The organism is Kordia periserrulae (assembly GCF_003054265.1).
Classification (GTDB): domain Bacteria; phylum Bacteroidota; class Bacteroidia; order Flavobacteriales; family Flavobacteriaceae; genus Kordia; species Kordia periserrulae.
The window spans coordinates 576,361-595,931 of sequence record NZ_QBKT01000002.1; the positions used below are offsets into that span (position 1 = coordinate 576,361).

A 19,571-nucleotide genomic window follows, 5' to 3' on the forward strand; every position below is an offset into this window, starting at 1 on the left:
CACCAAAAAAATGAATCAAACACTAACAAAACTTTAAATCATAAATATTATGCCTAGTACATTAAAAACACCAGGAGTTTACGTAGAGGAAATCGTAAAATTTCCACCTTCCGTAGCGCAAGTTGAAACGGCTATTCCTGCATTTATTGGATATACAGAAAAAGCAACCAATAAATTGCCAGGCGACCTAAACAGCATTCCTACACGAATTACATCACTATTAGAATACGAACGTTTTTTTGGTGGTGCCAAAGCCGAAACCACTATCAGTGTTACGGTCACTGAAGATTCCAACAATAACAAATCTATTGCCGTTACGCAACCGTCGGCAAAGCAACCTTTCATAATGTACTATTCCATGCAACTATACTTTGCCAATGGTGGAGGACCATGCTATGTGGTTTCAGTAGGACGCTATGGAAGCGAATTGGCAGATGGAGAAAGTGCTGTAACAAGTATTACCGATGCTGATGCACTAAAAGATGGATTGGACGAAATTGCAAAAGTAGACGAACCAACACTACTTTTATTTCCAGATGCAACACGAATTGATGCAGTAGACAACACTACATTTTATGGATTGTACAACGACGCGTTAAGTCAATGTAACAAACTGCAAGACCGATTTACTATTATTGATACGCTAAGCTATGATGGTTCAACATCTACCGATCCAAACATTACAAACTTACGTAATGGAATCAGCTTAGGAAAAGACTTTGTAAAATACGGAGCAGCGTATTATCCGCACCTAGAAACGATTCTTAACTATACCATTAGTGAAACTGGAATCTCAGTTGTTCACTCTGGAGGAAGTTCTCCTGCACCAATTGCACAAGCAAAAGCAAATGCAGCAAAAGATACCTTAGAAGGCTACACTACAGATGGCGTATTAACAGATTTAATTGCTGATTTAACAGCTGCTGTTGGAGAAATTACAGGAGCTTCGGGTGATTCAGCAACCTTGGCAGAAGTGCCAGATGCAGTCAATGCAGTAGATGCTATCATTGCACACTTAGAAAATGTAATCTCTGAAGCTGAAAAACTCGTAGATGCTGGTAGAGATGCGGCAGATGCTTCATCGGTTCCTGCTGATATTGCTGCGGTAACTTCAGCGGTAAATGCGCTAGATGCTGCAATCACGTCTCATGTACGTACAGAAATAGTAAACTTAGAAGGAGATAAAGACAGTCTAAATGCTGCTTCCGACAAAACAGAAGCAGATGCCGCAGGAGCTGCTGCAGTAGCAACAACAGGCGATTTAGACATCGCAACTGAAATCGACGCAAGAATAGCAGCTATCATTACTGCAATTGATGATATAGTTACTGCAGGAGGTGGCGCAGGAATCTTAAACGGTAAAACGCTTGCAGAAGTAGAAACGCTTGACAATGCTACGTACAACAAAATTAAAACGGCTATCAACAACTTGCCAATGGAATTACCACCAAGTTCAGCAGTAGCAGGTGTATATGCTAGAGTAGATAGCACTAGAGGTGTTTGGAAAGCTCCAGCTAACGTAGGACTAAGCTATGTGGTAAAACCAACGGTTCGTATAACAAACGACATCCAAGATGGTTTAAATGTAGACACCACAGCAGGAAAATCAGTAAATGCAATTCGCTCATTTACAGGAAAAGGAATCATTGTTTGGGGTGCACGTACGTTGGCAGGAAACGACAACGAATGGCGTTATGTTTCGGTAAGACGCTTTTTTAACATGGTAGAAGAATCTGTGAAAAAAGCAAGTGATCAATTTGTCTTTGAAGCAAATGATGCTAACACATGGGTACGTATTCGATCAATGATTGAAAACTTCTTAACCAATCAGTGGAAAGCAGGCGCATTAGCAGGCGCAACAGCAGACGATGCATTCTATGTAAAAGTTGGACTCAATCAAACCATGACAGCTGACGACATCTTAAACGGAATCATGAATGTGGAAATTGGAATGGCAGTAGTACGTCCAGCAGAATTCATTGTATTGAAGTTCTCTCACAAAATGCAAGAATCATAATAGACCATTTATAACGTAAAAGAAGATCATAAATCATTAAAAACATAAAACTATGTCATATCCATTACCAAAGTTTCACTTCCAAGTAGAATGGGGAGGAACTAAAATCGGTTTTCAAGAAGTATCAGGTCTCGATGCGGAAGTTGAAAAGTTAGAATATCGTGAAGGATCAAGTCCAGAATACAGCAAAATTAATATGCCAGGAATGGTAAAGTACACCGATATCGTACTCAAAAGAGGCGTATTTAAAGGTGACAACGAATTTTTCGATTGGATGAAAACAAACAAACTCAACAAAACAGAACGTCGCGATATCACCATTAGTTTACTAGATGAAGAGCACGCACCTGTGGTAGTTTGGAAAGTATTAAATGCTTGGCCGTTAAAAATTCAGTCAACAGACTTAAAAGGAGAAAGCAACGAAGTCGCTATCGAAACTTTAACACTAGCGCACGAGCGTATTGAAATTACTAATGAAGGATAATCCAACACATGGCACTTTTTGACAGTTTTAAATATCCAGTTTCTGGCTTTCATTTTGTAGTCTATTTCAATGGACTACTTCCAAACCCTGTGGACATGAGTTTTCAGTCCGTATCTGGATTGAGTGTCACGGTGGAAACCGAAAGCTATGCAGAAGGTGGAGAAAATAGATTTGTTCATGAAATACCAAAAGGATTAAAATTCAGTACGCTTACGCTCAAAAGAGGACTCAAAAGTGTGCCGTCATCGGTAGCAAAATGGTGTGAAGACGCGTATGAAAAATTCGAATTCAAACGCTTAAATCTCATCATCGTATTGCTCAGTGAAAATCATCTTCCTATCAAAACATGGAATGTGGTTGGCGCCTATCCTATAAAATACGAATTGGGTGAATTCAATGCAGAAACGCAAAGCATACTTATCGAAACCTTAGAGTTAAAGTATGACTATTTTAAACTATTACTATAAACACTATGGGAATCGAAATCAAAAACTTGCGTATCAAAGTAAATGTCAATGCTCAAAAAGAAGAAGAAATGTCATTGGTTAAGGAAGAACGCTCCAATTGGACTTCCCACGAAATCATGACAGTTGTTTCAAAAATGATTGCTAACAAAAAAGAACGTTAATCATGTCTATACTCGGAGAATTAGAAAAAATGCTCATCTACAAACTAGATGACAAAGGTGCTAGACAAGGAGAGCCGATTAAGGTTACAATCAATCCTGAAGGATACAAAGAAACGTTTACGGTTGAATATAATCAAGATCAAGAAGCAAACTCTAGCGGTAAAAAACCAAAATTTGTCAAAGTAAAACCTGGCGACTTTACCTTTAAACTGCTATTTGATGCTACGGGAATCTTCGAAATTGTAGACTTAGATATCACGGAAACGCTCAACAGTATTGCAGCAGACATTGCAGGATTCAATCCATTTCAAGATGATGAAGCCAGTGAAAAAAATGTAGTCGACGAAATCAATAAAATCAAAGAACTCGTTACATACAAAGGCGACATTCACAAACCGTATGAATTGGAAGTCGCTTGGGGATCGTTAAATCTCAAATGTTTTTTGACGAAGTTAGACATCGATTACAAACTATTCAACACAAAAGGCTATCCCATCAGAGCGGTGGCAACACTTACGTGTAAAGATAGCACAGCAGACGAACTCCGAGAAGCATCGGTCAACAAACAATCACCCGATTTAACGCACGTGCGACAAGTAAAAGAAGGCGATACCTTGCCTTTAATGGCGTACAGAATTTACGGTGATTCAAAATATTACTTAGAAGTAGCCAGAGTAAACAATCTGCTCAACTTTAGAAACCTAGAACCTGGAACGGAATTATTTTTTCCACCATTAAACAAAACGCAAAGCGCATGAGTTTAGTCGGCGACATATCGACAGATACACAAAGCTTAGTCACATTCACAGTGCTCATTGGAGATGCTGAAGAAGAAGTGAGCGCAACGTACGGCATCAAAACCATCACGGTTGAACGTACGTGCAATCGCATTCCAACAGCAAGTCTAGTCATTGTTGACGGTGATAGTGTAACGCAAGAATTTGAAGCGAGTAACGCTCCATCATTCGCGCCAGGAGAAAAAATTCACATCAAAGGCGGCTACGAGTTTGATGACAAAACGCTTTTTAAAGGCATCATCACCAAACACGCTATCAAATCGAACAACAAAACCAATTATTTAATCATTGAGTGTAAAGACGAAGCGTTCAAAATGACACAAGCGCGTAAAAACAAAATCTTCTACGAAACGACCGAAAGTGATGCGGTTAGCGACATCATCAAAGAAAACGGACTGAGTGGAAGTATGGAAACAACGTCACACACACATCATGAAATTGTGCAATACCAAGCAACCGATTGGGATTTTGTACAGTGCAGAGCGCAAATCAATAACATGTTGTGTTTTGTGGAAGATGGCGAAATCAATATCAAAAAACCAACGCTGAGCGGTAGTGTATTCACAGCAACTTTTGGCGATAATGTATTCTCGTTTGATGCGGAAATTGACGCACGAAACCAATACGATGCGTTTGAAGCTTCTGCGTGGAATTACTCCAATCAGGAAGTAGTCACCAAAACGGCGAGTAATAGCGGACTCAACACGGCAGGAAACTTAGATTCAGGCGCTTTATCGGAAGCCGCAGGAGGCAACAGCATTATGCTCACACATACAGGAGACATTCCAGATGAAATCCTAACGTCTTGGGCAGAATCTAAAAGTATGTATCAGCAACTCGCTAAAATCTGCGGAACCGTAAAAGTACAAGGAACTGAAGTCGTATTGCCAGGCACGATGTTAACCTTAGCGGGAATGAGCGACCGTTTCAACGGAGATGTTTTTGTGCGAGGTGTACATCACACCATTACAGACGGAAATTGGCTCACCACGATAGAATTCGGATTAAATCCAGAATGGTTTGCAGAAACCTACGAAGTCAGTCAATTACCAGCTTCAGGAATGTTGCCAGCTATTAGCGGATTGCAAATTGGAGTAGTTTCTGCCCTAGAAGGCGATCCGAAAGAAGAACACAGAATTCAAGTAAAACTACCAATCATCAGCGCAGAAGAAGAAGGTGTTTGGGCGCGTGTGCTAACCATGCATGCAGGCGAAGAATACGGCGTACACTTCTTACCAGAAATTGGAAATGAAGTTTTGGTAGGATTCTTAAATGACGATCCCAATCAAGCGATTGTATTAGGTTCTTTATTTAGCAACACGAATCTTTCACCTGTAGCATATTCAGACGATAATTTTGAAAAAGTCATCATGACCAAAAGTGAAATCAAAATCACGATGAATGACGAACTCAAAAGCATCAAACTAGAAACACCAGGCGAAAAAATCATCAACATTGACGATGACGAAGGCGTCATAACGCTTCAAGATGAAAACAGTAACATCATTACCATGAATTCAGACGGAATCACGATTGAATCGGGAAGTGACATCAACATGAAAGCGACAGGAGACATTAATATGGAAGGAATCAATATCGCGATTGCCGCTTCCGCAGAATTTACCGCAGAAGGCGTTTCATCAACGGTAGAAGGTTCAGCCACAACCACCATTAAAGGAGGAATAGTACAAATAAACTAAAAAAGAAAAAACATGCCACCAGCAGCTAGAATTACAGATATGCACGTTTGTCCAATGGTCACAGGAGTTGTACCACACGTAGGCGGACCAATATTGCCACCAGGCGCACCAACCGTACTCATTGGAGGATTGCCAGCGGCAAAAGTAGGAGATATGTGTGTATGTACAGGACCGCCAGATAGCATTATTGCTGGCTCTGGAACGGTAATGATAGAAGGCATGCCCGCCGCGCGAATGGGCGATTCTACAGCACACGGAGGAAGCATTGTTTTAGGAGAACCAACCGTAATGATTGGATAATACTATGGATTCAACAGTAGCAACATATTTGGGGAAAGGATGGGATTTTCCACCGAAATTCCTCAAAAATCAAGGAGAAATCAAAATGATTTCAGACATCGAAGACATCGAAAGTAGTCTGCAAATCATCATCACCACACGACGAGGCGAACGTGTGATGCGCCCAAAATTTGGATGCGATTTAACCGATCAAATCTTTGAAAACTTGAGCGCAACGCAAATGACCATCATGAAAAACAGAATCAAAGAAGCGATTATCATTTACGAGCCACGCATTGAAGTCATCAAAATAGCTTTAGACACACAAAATTTTCTCGAAGGAAAGTTTTTAATCAAAATAGACTATTTAATCAGAGCCACTAACACAAGGAGAAACATCGTATTTCCTTACTATATCACAGAAGCAACAGACATTTAATCATGAGCGATTGTACAGAAAATACACTAATTAAGTCACGCGAAGGCACTACACAGCAAGAGCGGTATCTTTCTATGCTCAATCCTGAGAACGTACAGCTCATGGGATTTGAAGTCAAAGATTGGATGCGTTTTGCGGAAGAGTTTTCGAAGCATGTACAATTATTCGATGGCAAAGATTATAAAAACCCAAATGGCACTTGGGAACCGTTTCACAATGCTTCTGCAGAAATTAAGGAAGTCATCGAAACCTATACAGAAGGAGACATTACGCCACAATTGGCACTATTTATAGCGTTCTTAAAACTGCTGAACAAAAGCAAAGAACGATTCAACGACATTACCCAACGTCATCTCGATTTCTATTACAAAGAAGTATTACAACTCGAAAAAAATGACGAAAAAGCAGACCACGCATACATTATTTTTGAATTGGCTAAAAATGCCAACGAACAATTTTTAAGTGATGAAACGCTTGTAAAGGCTGGGAAAGACAGCGAAGGAAACGACATTCACTACCAACTAGAAGATGAAATCGTTATCAACAAAGCTAAAATTTCAGCCATAAAAAATACGTATGCATACAATGACGAATCCAACTGGCATGCGTCTGACATAGCAAACTCTGCCGATGGAGAAGGTGGCGAAGCAGAAGATGGAACCACTTCTTGGTTGCCTTTCGGCGATACAGACCGCAAATTAGCTAAAAAAGGCTTCTCGCTCAGTGCGCCATCACTATTACTATCAGAAGGAGTACGAACCATTACCATCAAAGCAGATTTTACATTCGTACCCAATGATGAAGAATTAAGTGAATTCATCACCATTGAACACACTGGAGAAAAAGAATGGATCACCTTACCATTTTCAGCAATCTCAAAAGCGAAAACATTAAACAACGCTTTAGAAATCGTGATTGAATTGACGGAAGACGATGAAAAAATAGCAAACTACGATGCGGAAATTCATGAAGGAAAGTACAATACCACACATCCAATCATTCGTGTGTTATTTTCACAAGAAGATACTTCTTTAGCTACATTCGACACCTATAAATTGTTTGCCAATGCGGAACTGCAACAAATCACAATCACAACTACAGGGGAATATGCTGAAAACATAACCGTAAAGAATGATTTAGGAAAAATAAAAACGGACAATCCATTTTATCCATTTGGTACACAAGCAAAAAAACGTGCCAATTTCAGAATTTCTTCTGACGAATGGATTGGAAAACGCATTAGCAATGTTGAGGTTTCTTTAGATTGGAAAGACAGACCGGACAGTTTTCAAACGCATTACGAGCAATACTTACAACAATATGTAAATCTACAACCAACGCAGACGTTTTTAGAAATTTATAACGAAATAAAAGCAGGAACCAGAACAGGAACAAAACTCGTTACAGGTGTTGATGGTGAAAATCGTTTCTTGGTGGATGCCAGTTATATCGGAGCTACAAAAACACGTACCGAAAGTGTTGCAGATGCTGTAATAAAAGATGCGGAAGCAGAAGCAGCTCGTGAAAAAGGATTACCAGATTTGTTTTCTGATAAAGACAAAAGAAGCAGTCGCGACCGCAGAATATTTGGCAGAAGAGACAAACGCTCCAAAAAGCGCACAGAAGATGAAATGCGCGCTATGCGTCATCAACACAGAGATGCAAAGGAAGAAGCAAAAGCACAGGCGAGAGCAGAAGCTGCCGAAGCCGCGAGAAGAGCAGCTGCTACTAACGGACTCGGTCAGCAAATGTTCAATGGTTTTTCTACGGTAACATTTAACAACTTTTTACCAGCAAATACAACGTACATTCCACGAAAGTCCGATGATTATGTCATTCAACTATCCTTACAAAACAACTTTTTGCACGATGCGTTTCCAAAAGTGTACACCTATCATGCGTTGGAAAAATTAGCGTTACCAAATGCCGCTTACACACCATTTGCAGAAAATTTAAAAGTAACGATAACCACCGTAGAAAAAATTGGTACAACGAGAAACGATATTCAACTCTATCACGAATTGCCTTTCGGGATTGACCGCGTGAATCGTTCCAACTTAGCGCTCATGCCAACGCCAGAAAATGGAGGACAACTGTACATTGGTATTGAGGAAGCTGTGGCTGATCAAAACATTCAATTGTTATGTCAGATAGAAGAAGGTTCGGAAAATCCAGATGCCATCGAAACCTATGACAAAGCCACCGTAACATGGCAATATTTATACAACAATACGTGGAACAATTTAAAACCTTCCTATTTACTCAAAGATCAAACTGATGATTTTTTAAGAGCAGGATTGGTAGCCTTTACAGTGCCAAAGCAATATGGCAACAACACCCTTTTTGCAGAAGACTATTTATGGATTCGTGCTACAATTGACAAACCTTTTGATACGGTTTCAAAATTTACAAACATACATGCGCAAGCGGCAGAAGTGCAATTTGTAAACAATGACAACACCTTAGAACACCTAGAAAAAGGCATGCCAGCAGAAACCATTTCGAAGTTGGAAGACCGTTTGGCAACTGTAAAAAAAGTAATGCAACCATATGCTTCTTTCGATGGCGTTCCAAAAGAAAGTGACTTGGATTTTTACCGAAGAGTTAGCGAACGACTACGTCATAAAAACAGAGCGATTACGCTATGGGATTATGAGCATCTAGTACTAGAAGAATTCAATTACCTGCACAAAATTAAGTGTTTAAATCACAGCACAAGCACAAGTTTTAAAGCTCCGGGAGAAGTATTATTGGTTGCCATTCCAAACATCATCGATCAAAATGTGTATGACATTTACAAACCAAAACTCAGTCAAACAAAACTGAACGCGATTGAAAATTACATCAACAAACTCAACACGATGCATGTAGAAGCGAAAGTAGTTTCACCTGTATATGAACCTGTGAAAATTATGCTCAGTGCGCGATTTTACGAAGGATTGGACGCTAATTTTTATGCCAAAAAACTCAAAGATGATTTAGCCGAATACTTAGCGCCGTGGGCTTTTGACAAAAATCAGCCAATTTCTTTCGGAAATGCGCTTTATGGAAGTGAAGTTATCTATTACATCGAAAATTTAGAATATGTCGATTATATCAAAGATTTCAAAATGCTGCATGATGGAGACGAAAAAGATGAAATCATTCCAACCGACCAAAAAAGTATACTAACCTCAGTTGTGCCAGCGTCACATACTGTTAATGCCATAACCACAGTAGAATGTTAAACGTAGACGAACATATCACCATACCGAGCAATGTAAGCTATGAAAACGACTTGGATTTTCAACATCTAAGAGACGCGGGACAGCAATACATTGAAAATCTCAGTCGAAAACTCTGGACAGATTACAACATCAGCGATCCAGGAATTACGATGATGGAATTGTTGTGCTATGCGATTACAGACTTAGGCTTACGCATTGACCAACCAATTGAAAACTTAGTTGCTTCCGAAGAAGACAACTTCAAAAAAATGCACGAGCAATTCAAATCGGCAAAAAATATTTTAACGTGCAGACCTGTAACGGCAATTGATTACAGAAAATTATTTATTGACATTAAAGGTGTTAAAAACTGTTGGTTGGCAATTCACACATTACCGATGTATGCAGAATGCAACCAAGCAAATCCGCAAATCAGCTTTGAACCGTTTGAAGGTTCGGAATACACTACAGAAAGCTTCAACATCAAAGGATTGTACACTATTTTAGTCGATTTTGACGAGGAAGAAGAATATGTAGAAGAAGATATTATTGCGGCGATTTTCACCAAATATCACGAAAACAGAAATCTCTGCGAAGATTTGGTTGAGGTAAAAAAAGTATCAAAACAATGCATTCGTGTCTGCGCAGAAGTACAATTGGAAAACGACGCCAATGAAGAAAAAGTACACGCGACTATTCAGTGGAACGTAGCACAATACCTATCGCCAAGCGTTCGTGCCAATTCGTTAACGGAAATGTTGGATATGGGACTTTCGTCAGATGAAATATTTGAAGGACCAATCTTAGAAAACGGATTCCTAACGCCAGAAGCACTAGAAAAATCGGAGCTTCGCACACAAGTTCGTTTGTCGGACATCATGAACATTATCATGAAAATTGATGGTGTCAAACTCATTGAAGACATCAGCATTGACAACTGTCCGCCGAAAGTAAATAGTGAAGATGGCGATTGCAATCAAAACATCACGGCAAAAAGTGATCCTTGGTTGATTTGTGTAGAACCGAATCATTTGCCTGTACTGTGCGATCAAAGTACATTCAAATACAAAAAAGGCTTCTTACCAGTAGGTTTAAACCAAGAAATGGTAGCCGAATTTACAGAAGAATTAGAAGCGGAATACAAAGCAAGTACTGAAAAATCATTTGACGATTTGCCAATGCCACAAGGTGTATACAGCAAAATAAAATACGACACAGTACAACATCACTTGCCAGAAAACTACGGAATCTCCAAATACGGGTTGTCCAATACGGTTTCTGACGAGCGCAAAGTACAAGCCAAGCAATTACAAGCATACTTACTCTTTTTCGATCAAGTGTTGAGCACATATTTTTCACACTTAGAACATGTAAAAACATTATTAGCGTCTGACGAAAACTTACAACGCACCTACTTTTTCAAAGCAGTAGAAGGCATCAACGGAATCGAAACTTTGTTGGAAAACTATCCAAAATACCAAAACAATGTAGAAAACATCATTGACAAACTGGAAGATTTCAACGAGCGTAGAAACGAATTGTTAGACCATTTAATCGCGCGTTTTGCGGAAGTGTTTGAAAATTACACGAACACGATGTACAAGCTTTTTGGCAAAGAAAAAGACAGTGTAGAAGCAAATATCATCACCACGAAAAATCGTTTTATCAAAGAATACGATATCATCAGTTCGGAACGTGGATTGGCGTTTAATTACCGACTGCCAACGCAATGGGATACTGAAAATGTATCAGGTTTCCAAAAACGAATTGCACTCTTATCTGGTTTGGACGATTATTCTCGCCGCGATTTATTCAACGATTTCATCAGCATTGAAACGCTAGAGCGCGATACAATCGCGGACGGAATTCATTTCGAATATCGTTGGTTGATTAAAAGTGATGACAAAGTATATCTTTCATCGCAAAAAGATTTTACATCTAAGCAAAGAGCTATCAATGAATTGTTGGAAGTCTTAAAATTGGTGACCAATCAGAATAACTACGTATTGCGTCAAACGGAAACCCCATCGCAACGCTATTATGTGGCGCTGTTAGATGACGAAGGCGAAGTAATTGGAAGACAATACAATCACTATTACGCTACCGAAGAAACAGCCAAAGAAAAATTAGCAGAAACCATTGCCTATATCAATAATTTACTGTTTGACGAAGGTTTCTATCTGATTGAAAATATTTTGACGTTGCCATATCACACGAAAGAATTGGGCGATTTAACCGATTGTTTGCCGTTGTGTTTGGATGGTTGTAACACGTGTAAAACGATGGATCCATTTTCGTATCAAGTCACGATAATATTTCCAGGATACACGTCCAGATTTTCCAATATTGATTTTCGAATTTTCATGGAAGATTTAATCCGAAGAGAATTGCCAGCGCACATTCTACCACGAATTTGTTGGGTTGGACACATTGATGGTGCGCTTTCGCAGATAGAAAAAGTAGAAGAAATGACCAATACAGATATCAATATAACCGAAGTTTCAATCTCAGATATAGAAGTATCGGAAGCTGTAGAAGTACATATAGATGCTGAAAAAGAAACATCAGAAACAGACCTCTACAAAATTGTAGACAATGCAGAAGATTATGACATGCGACAAATTCAAAAAGCGTGGAAACAATTCTTAGCATCCAAAAAAGAAGGGCCACAATACATGGCATCGCATGAAAGTAGCAAACAATTGCTTTGCGCTATGAACCAAATGAACACCATTTACGCCACAGGAACATTACACGATTGCAATGACGATGATGGCGAAAACAAAAACAGAATCATACTCAACAGAAGTGCCTTAGGCTCACTGTAGTTAGGTATTAGGTGTTGGGTCTTAGGTTTTTATCAAACCGAAACCAAAAAAAGCTAAGAACCAAAACCTATTAAAAAACATATAAAAAATGATGATTTAGGGAAAAGGAATTAGGCATTAGGAATTTGGGATTAGTTAAATCCCAAAACCTAACACCCAAAACCTAAGACCACAAAAAACATACAGAGATGAAAACAATAGAGAAAAAAGAACCGTACTTACACACCTTGAACACACGCGGCAATATCTATGAAGAATTTTTGCCAGATCAAGTTTTAACACATAAAAATCTAAATAAAGTTGTAAATTACTTCGAAGATCAAGACCGACTGAGTCGTGTGTACCTAATTGGTGTGGGTGTTGGTTGCGGATTGAATATTGTTTCATACTCGGAAGGAAGCATTATAACCAATGGACATATAGAAATTGGTCAAGGTGTTGGCGTAACAACCGATGGCGACATTATAAAAACAGAAACACGTAGATTTCACTACTATTCGGTACTGACTGATAGAGCGTCTTACGAACTATTTGATGGACTACAGGTATATGAGATTTACGAACAAGAGGAGGCGGGGCGTCCGACGGACGAGCTTCCGCTTTCCTCTTTTACAAGTAACGAGCCTGGTTCGCTCAAAGATTACATTGTAGTTGCATATGTAGAAGATTACACCGAAGACGAAGGTTTATGCGGTGGCTCTGGTTGTGATGAAACTGGAAACAAAGTCTACAGCAACATCAAATATCTCTTAATTCATAAAAGCAACAAAAGTGCGTTGGTTTCGGAAGACACTATCTACAACAGTCACAACGTACTTGCGTATTACGATACGTTGCCAGAATTGTGCATGCCACGCGTGATGCTGACCGCAGAAAATACACTATCAGGAATAGATATTCAAGATCAGTTTACCAACAGTTATGCGTTAAAAAATGATTTATATACAGGAATTACAACGATTATCAATCGTTTCAACCATCGCATCAACTTTGCGAAGTATGGTGTAAATATTCCGCAAATCACTACCTATTTTGACGATATTTTTATTGTGCAAGACGAATCGCATGTACAGTACAAATACGATTTAATGAAGGATTTGATTGATACCTATCGTGAAATTAGAGAACTCATCCTTTTTACACGTTTTGAATGTGTTGCCAATATCAATGCCTTTCCAAAACATTTACTCTTAGGAACGTTGGATGAAGCATCGCGCTTACAAACACGACACGATTTTTATCCGTCACCAACGGTAGCTGCGGAAAACGAGGACAATCTCATAGCAATCAGAACGTTGTGTATCAAGTTTTTCAATCAATTAAAAGAATACAAAATACCAAACGTTCCAACGGCAGCCATCAAAGTAACGCCGTCAAAAGGATATGAATTTAAACTCAGTGAACGTACCATTCCATACTATTACGAAACAAAAAACTCGTTGATTTCCAATTGGAGTCCGTGGTCCGTACAATTACGCAAAGCGAAAAATCAATTAGGCTATCACGTTCAAAACTTAAAAAACATCGATTGTATTCAAAAACCGTTAGAATACAGTCACTTAGATAAAGATTTCTATCGAATAGAAGGTCACATAGGAAAAGATTTCCGCTTGGCGTTGCGAAAAATCAACACCTTAAAAGCAAAATACAATCTTGCTTTTGACGTAAAAGCCGTGAGCATAGGTTTTCCAGTAAATAAAGTCTCTCTCGACGATGACAAATGTGATACAAAAGACTATGCTATTTTGTTGCAAACATGGGAACAAGAATTTTTATGTGTGTCGGAAAGTGCCACAGAATTCTTTTCAAAATACCAATTTGACGATTTAGGAAACAACGATACAAGCACCACCATTTATTCACTTGCCACACAAGAACAGCAACAAGTATTGCAATTGTTTGGTAAAAAGAAAGCAACGGAAGACACAACGAATCCAGAAAAAATTTCGAGCAGAACCATCAATACCAATATGGAAGCGTTGGATGCTGGACAACAAATAGAATCTGCGCGTTACAGTCAGTCGTTGCAATATGCCATTGATGAAGCGTATTCGTATGTAGGAACGCAAAACGTAGCGGGATTGTACTTAGCAACAGTTGCACTTGGCATCATCGACCAAGCACAAGGAACTGTGGATAGAGGAAGCGATTATTTTTTCTACACAGAAGCACCAATAAAAATCATTGCAGGATTGGCAGACATTAAAAACAACTTTTTAGAGTCGCTAAACGAAGTATATGTAACCGAAAAATGGACAGCACTCAACAATGCTATTGAAGCGTTGTGCGCTCACATTGACCAAGTGTTATTTGCGATTTCAGAAGCGGGAGACGACAGTACTTTTGGAACACGCACGCATGATAAAATGTATGAGTATTTCATCTATGAATTGTCTAAACTCTGCTGTTTAAAAGGCAAATTTGCATGGTTAAAAGCACAATTAGATGAAATTCGAGACAATTTATACAGAGAACTCATTTTATCGCGACTCATCGAAAAACATCCAGGCGCAGAGCACATGGCAGGTGTACCAAAAGGAGGAACATTTTTAATGGTGTATCTCGGGGGAACCGAAGAATTGCTAGAAGACGATAGTATTTTAAGTAGTTTCAACGGAATAGTACAATTCGATTTTGCACTGCCATACATGTGTTGTTCAGACTGTCCACCAGAAACGATTGTGTACAATGTAGAACCTGATGTAACCTTAACCATCGCAAAAACAAAATACTGTTTGCCAACCGATGAAGGACAACAAGATTTCATTACAAGCATTACGGATGGAGTTATCACTTCACCACAAGGCGATACGTTTATTGTGGAAACAGATACTGGATATGCTTTTGATCCAACAGGCGTTACAGATGAGCTTTTAGGACAACCACTCACATTCTTAGTCAACGGAACAACGCCAGTTGTACCATTAGAAATCTGTGTGTATAAATTACCATCGGATATTACGACGACTGTTGAATTTTTATCGTGGAACGAAGCTGGCATCAACTTAGATTTAAGCGTAAACCACGAATTAGAAGCACTTTCGTATTATTCCTATGTGTGGAATAGAGCAGACGGTTCTGAAATCGGAACTACGAAAGATTTGGCTGCGGTTTTCTTTGCAAATGCAGGCGAAGCATTCTCAGAAACAGTGACAGTTACCATTAGTGTCACTGGAAGTTTAGTGCCGTGTACGGTTACCACAGATTTGATCCTAGATTTTTCAAGACCGATAGAAAATAATGTGGAAGTTCCACCAATTATCTGTCATAGACTCATGGAAACATCTCCTTCATGGACGGCCATTACAGTAACACCATCTGATGCAACACTTACCTCACCACAAGTTCCTGTAGACGGAATAAGCTTTATAGAGCAAGATGTAGATGGCAACTACTTTATCAATCCAGTAAATGTACCAAATGAATTGGCAGGAGATGCCATTACCTTTAGTGTCAACGGAGAACTTATTGACGGTGTTTCTACGCGTGTAGCAAAACTTCCTTTTGCAATCAATACGGATGATTTACCAGTATATACTGTGGTAGAATGGGATGAAACAGGCGCTATTGTACACGTAAGAGCAGCGCATATTTTCCAAGACGAAGAATACATTCAATATAGCTGGATTGATTTGAATAACGACAATACGCAAATCGGAACCGACAGAATCCTCATGAATCATAGAATTGAAGACTTTGGAGAAGGTATCGTTTCTGTAAATTATAGAGTCACGATGAGTGTTGTTGGTTTAGAAGATTCCTGTACACAAAGTTTTGATGTCAGCTTTACGCTTGAGCGACCAACCTTAAACATTCCTAGAGGCATCTGTTTCGGGCAAACGATTGGATTGGATGTAAATCCAGATGATACCGTAACAACATCCATAGGCGAAGATATGATTATCGGAGGCACAAGCACAATCGATTTTGATTCAAACCTAGTAGCAGACGGCGACATCGGACAACAAATTGAACTATTTGTAAACGGTTCTCCAGCGGCGACAACTACAGTTTACAAAGTTCCAGCCAATACAGATGTAGATGCTAATTATGAATTTGTTCGTTGGGAAGGCGACAATTTAATTGTCAATCTTTCAGCAGCATATACAGTACCTGGTGTTAGCAATCCAGAAAATTATCTAGAAACCAAATGGTTTGATGAAAACGGAAACCCAATTTTAACAACTACGGGACATGTAATTCCATCTGGCGGCGATAATGTAGATGTAACATACACGGTTGTAGTTTGTGTACAATCAAGCTTAATGGATGCTGCTCCTTGTGAAACAACTCCAATCACAGTAACCATTAACGAAGATGCGCCAGCACCAGAATTACCAACGGATTTAGGCATCTCAGATAGATATTGCTGGAAAGAAGGTGACCCAACGTTTAGTGAAAACATCGGAATATCACCAAGTGATTTCATTATCACATCACCGCAAGTAGGAAGTAGTATCTTAGTACAAAATACAAACTCACACACATTTAGAGTTTCTTCCATTGCGAATGCGCTTTTAGGCGAATTGATTCAATTTCAAATAAACGGCACTACGGTAGATACGACAAGGGTTTTCAAATTACCTTCAGAACAAAGTATTGCGCATGATGTGAATGGTTCTTCATGGGAAAATGGAAGCTATAATTTCAAATTGAGTCATACTTTTGATGATAAAACGTACTTTGATTACGAAGTAATAGACATTGAAACAGGAGAGCGTATTGAGCCTGTAGCACAAGGCGTATTTAAAGTTCCTGCTGATAATGCCATTAACAGACGTTACAGCGTGCGCGTTTTTGTGCCAAATTTATGTACCACAGACGAAGTAACAATCACGGTAATGGATATGCTTGATCCAGGAGGAACAGCAGACACCCCAACGACATTTGAAAGACTCAACTGTAACACGGCATACAATACACGATTGGGCGATTTAGGATTTGGAACTACATATACAGGATTAAAAAACACATTTAAAGCCACAACATTCAATGACGCCATCACGAATGATATTTTATCACCAATGGAAAGTATTATATCTCAAATTACAAGAAGTACAGACATTATCAATGATTCTATTGGAGCATTAAGTCAACTAAATGTAATGAGAGATGGTTTGAGCAGAAAATACTTGGGGAATCCAAATATACCAGCCGATAAGCAAGACTTATTAGCACTAGATGAGCTTATGGAAATCATGTCGTTAGAATTGCTTCGTTGTGTCAATGAAAATAATGCCGAATTGGGAGGTCTTTACAATGAAATGATTACGATATCAAGTAGTAGAGCATCTGAATATGACGGAACATCAAGAACCACCATTACGCAAAGCTATTTAGACAGTTTCACTACCAAAGATGACGCGTTCAAAAACAACTTAACCAGTACGTTTACAAAGTGAAACCGCTAAATCAATATGCACACCATTCACGACATAACATTTGAAGTAGATGTAAACTATAGCAATTCGGGAGTTTCTTGGGAACAGTATTATATAGATTTTTTTCAAGAACGATTGTTGCCACATATAGAACGATTGTGCAACGATTGGGATAAAAAACATCCAAACTCAAAATGTATTATAGATGCAATTGATGTGAATGTAGATACGCAACAGCAGGATTTGGAAACGCTGCAAAAAGAAATCACGCAGCAAATTCATCAGCAATTGCGCAGCATTCAATCAAATGGTACAAGTACGGACGCAAATATAGTCGCAACTATCATTAAAGAAGCATCGCCGTTTGAAGCGTTGTTAGTGTATCTTTCGGATGGAATTTTGCCAGCAAACATCTCTGTAAAAGCATTTAAAGAATGGTTGGGCGCTGTGGCGGAATTTACTCATGAAGAAAAAAACGAGTTAACAACGCTATTCTCAACAAAGTCGGAAGCCATTGAACGCATGTTGTCGCTGCTGCGGAATGAATATGAGAAACTATCAACCATCATTACAACGCAACAGCAAATTACAGCACACTACGTAAAGCTGGAAAAAGCATTCTTTCAAGAATTCTTGAAGGAACTCTGTACACAATTCAAATTACAATACAACAACGAAGAAGCAGCTATATGGTATCAAACACTTGGCGTAAGTAACAGCTTGCCGCAATTCTCAAAAACATTGCTGCTATTGTTAACCTCTAAAGCAGCAAAGGAACACAAGCGATTGCGTAAAAGCAATGAAGCACAACTCACAATAGCAGTATTACAAGCCATCACGCAAAAAGAAAAAGGTAATCGTATATCCATTGACGTTTCAAACATTGCCACAATTCAAAAAATAGATACGCAATCATCCTCAGCTACTGCTACTAAAGAATCAGCGCAACAATCAAGCTCCAAACAAAAAACATCTGATAAAAATCAGACAGAAAATACTAAGGAAAATAAACGTTCGCAAAAAGAAGAAATAACCTCTGAAACTTCTTCAAAAACAGCAGAACAAAAGCAAAAAAGCGTCAAAAATCAATCTCAAGACAATGATGTTCATGCTGAAGCAAAACAACAAAACCACAAAACGAAAGCGAACGATGAAAAAGCTAGTGCAGAGAGTTCAACTGCACTGGCGGAACATCTCGCAAAAGCGAATGCAGCCATAGAAGCTGACGAAAAAATAAAAAAGAAATTCAGTACAATCCGAGAAACACCAACGATTTACAAAAACACCATCGAAAACGAAATCAATCTCACCACGGAAAAAGCGGGATTGATTCTATTGCATCCGTTTCTCTCAAGATTTTTCGGCGGTTTGGGAGTACTCACAGAAAACAATGAAATCAATGACGTTGGCAAAGCGTGTATGTTATTGCATTACTTAGCAACGGAAACAGAAGACGTCACTGATGTAGAATTAACGCTGGAAAAAACACTCTTAGGAATTCCGCTAGAAACAGTCATCAACTACCAAACACCACTAACATCAAAAGACAAAGAAGGTTGCGAAGAATTGCTCAAAGCAGTTTTGGAACATTGGGTTGTTCTCAAAAAAAGTACGATAAACACCTTGCGTGATATGTTCTTAAAACGTGATGGAGCACTTACAAAAACAGAAAACAGTATCAAACTCAAAATAGAACGGGCAGCACAAGACGTATTACTTGACAAAGTTCCGTGGAACATCAGTCTCATCCGATTAAAATGGATGGAACAGATGATGCATGTGGAATGGTAATTCAAATCATAAACAATAAAT

The 19,571-nt window shown here is 39.0% G+C and carries 12 protein-coding genes; all 12 read left to right on the forward strand.

All coding sequences use genetic code 11. The features are described 5' to 3' along the window. The first annotated feature begins 49 nt into the window (after positions 1-49). The 12 genes from C8N46_RS06630 to C8N46_RS06680 all read left to right on the forward strand — a co-directional run bounded on the left by C8N46_RS06630 (position 50) and on the right by C8N46_RS06680 (position 19,550). Complete coding sequence (locus C8N46_RS06630) at positions 50-2,017, forward strand: phage tail sheath C-terminal domain-containing protein (RefSeq protein WP_108114079.1); 1,968 nt, start codon at positions 50-52, stop codon at positions 2,015-2,017. Between the two features lie 52 nt (positions 2,018-2,069). After that, on the forward strand, positions 2,070-2,501 hold the full coding sequence (locus tag C8N46_RS06635; RefSeq protein WP_108114080.1) for a phage tail protein: 432 nt from the start codon (positions 2,070-2,072) through the stop codon (positions 2,499-2,501). Between the two features lie 8 nt (positions 2,502-2,509). After that, positions 2,510-2,968 carry a phage tail protein gene (locus tag C8N46_RS06640; protein WP_108114081.1) on the forward strand — a complete coding sequence of 153 codons (459 nt, stop codon included), beginning with the start codon at positions 2,510-2,512 and terminating at the stop codon, positions 2,966-2,968. A gap of 5 nt (positions 2,969-2,973) precedes the next feature. Next, on the forward strand, positions 2,974-3,129 hold the full coding sequence (locus C8N46_RS20395) for a hypothetical protein (protein ID WP_158269097.1): 156 nt from the start codon (positions 2,974-2,976) through the stop codon (positions 3,127-3,129). A gap of 2 nt (positions 3,130-3,131) precedes the next feature. Further along, complete coding sequence (locus C8N46_RS06645) at positions 3,132-3,887, forward strand: CIS tube protein (RefSeq protein ID WP_108114082.1); 756 nt, start codon at positions 3,132-3,134, stop codon at positions 3,885-3,887. Beyond that, complete coding sequence (gene vgrG, locus C8N46_RS06650; RefSeq protein ID WP_108114083.1) at positions 3,884-5,626, forward strand: type VI secretion system tip protein VgrG; 1,743 nt, start codon at positions 3,884-3,886, stop codon at positions 5,624-5,626. Before C8N46_RS06645 ends, vgrG begins: the two co-directional genes overlap by 4 nt. Before the next feature lie 12 nt (positions 5,627-5,638). Continuing rightward, positions 5,639-5,926, forward strand: coding sequence for a PAAR domain-containing protein (locus C8N46_RS06655; RefSeq protein ID WP_108114084.1), 288 nt, complete (start codon positions 5,639-5,641; stop codon positions 5,924-5,926). 4 nt (positions 5,927-5,930) lie between these two features. Then, positions 5,931-6,344, forward strand: a complete 414-nt coding sequence (locus C8N46_RS06660; RefSeq protein WP_108114085.1) for a GPW/gp25 family protein — start codon at positions 5,931-5,933, stop codon at positions 6,342-6,344. A gap of 2 nt (positions 6,345-6,346) precedes the next feature. Further along, on the forward strand, positions 6,347-9,571 hold the full coding sequence (locus C8N46_RS06665) for a baseplate J/gp47 family protein (RefSeq protein ID WP_108114086.1): 3,225 nt from the start codon (positions 6,347-6,349) through the stop codon (positions 9,569-9,571). Continuing rightward, the gene (locus tag C8N46_RS06670) at positions 9,565-12,378 is read left to right on the forward strand and encodes a hypothetical protein (RefSeq protein WP_108114087.1); all 2,814 of its coding nucleotides are present in this window, start codon (positions 9,565-9,567) and stop codon (positions 12,376-12,378) included. Before C8N46_RS06665 ends, C8N46_RS06670 begins: the two co-directional genes overlap by 7 nt. A gap of 188 nt (positions 12,379-12,566) precedes the next feature. Beyond that, on the forward strand, positions 12,567-17,780 hold the full coding sequence (locus tag C8N46_RS06675) for a hypothetical protein (RefSeq protein ID WP_108114088.1): 5,214 nt from the start codon (positions 12,567-12,569) through the stop codon (positions 17,778-17,780). Positions 17,781-17,795: 15 nt separating this feature from the next. Beyond that, the gene (locus C8N46_RS06680) at positions 17,796-19,550 is read left to right on the forward strand and encodes a contractile injection system tape measure protein (RefSeq protein ID WP_108114089.1); all 1,755 of its coding nucleotides are present in this window, start codon (positions 17,796-17,798) and stop codon (positions 19,548-19,550) included. The last annotated feature ends 21 nt before the right edge of the window (positions 19,551-19,571 follow it).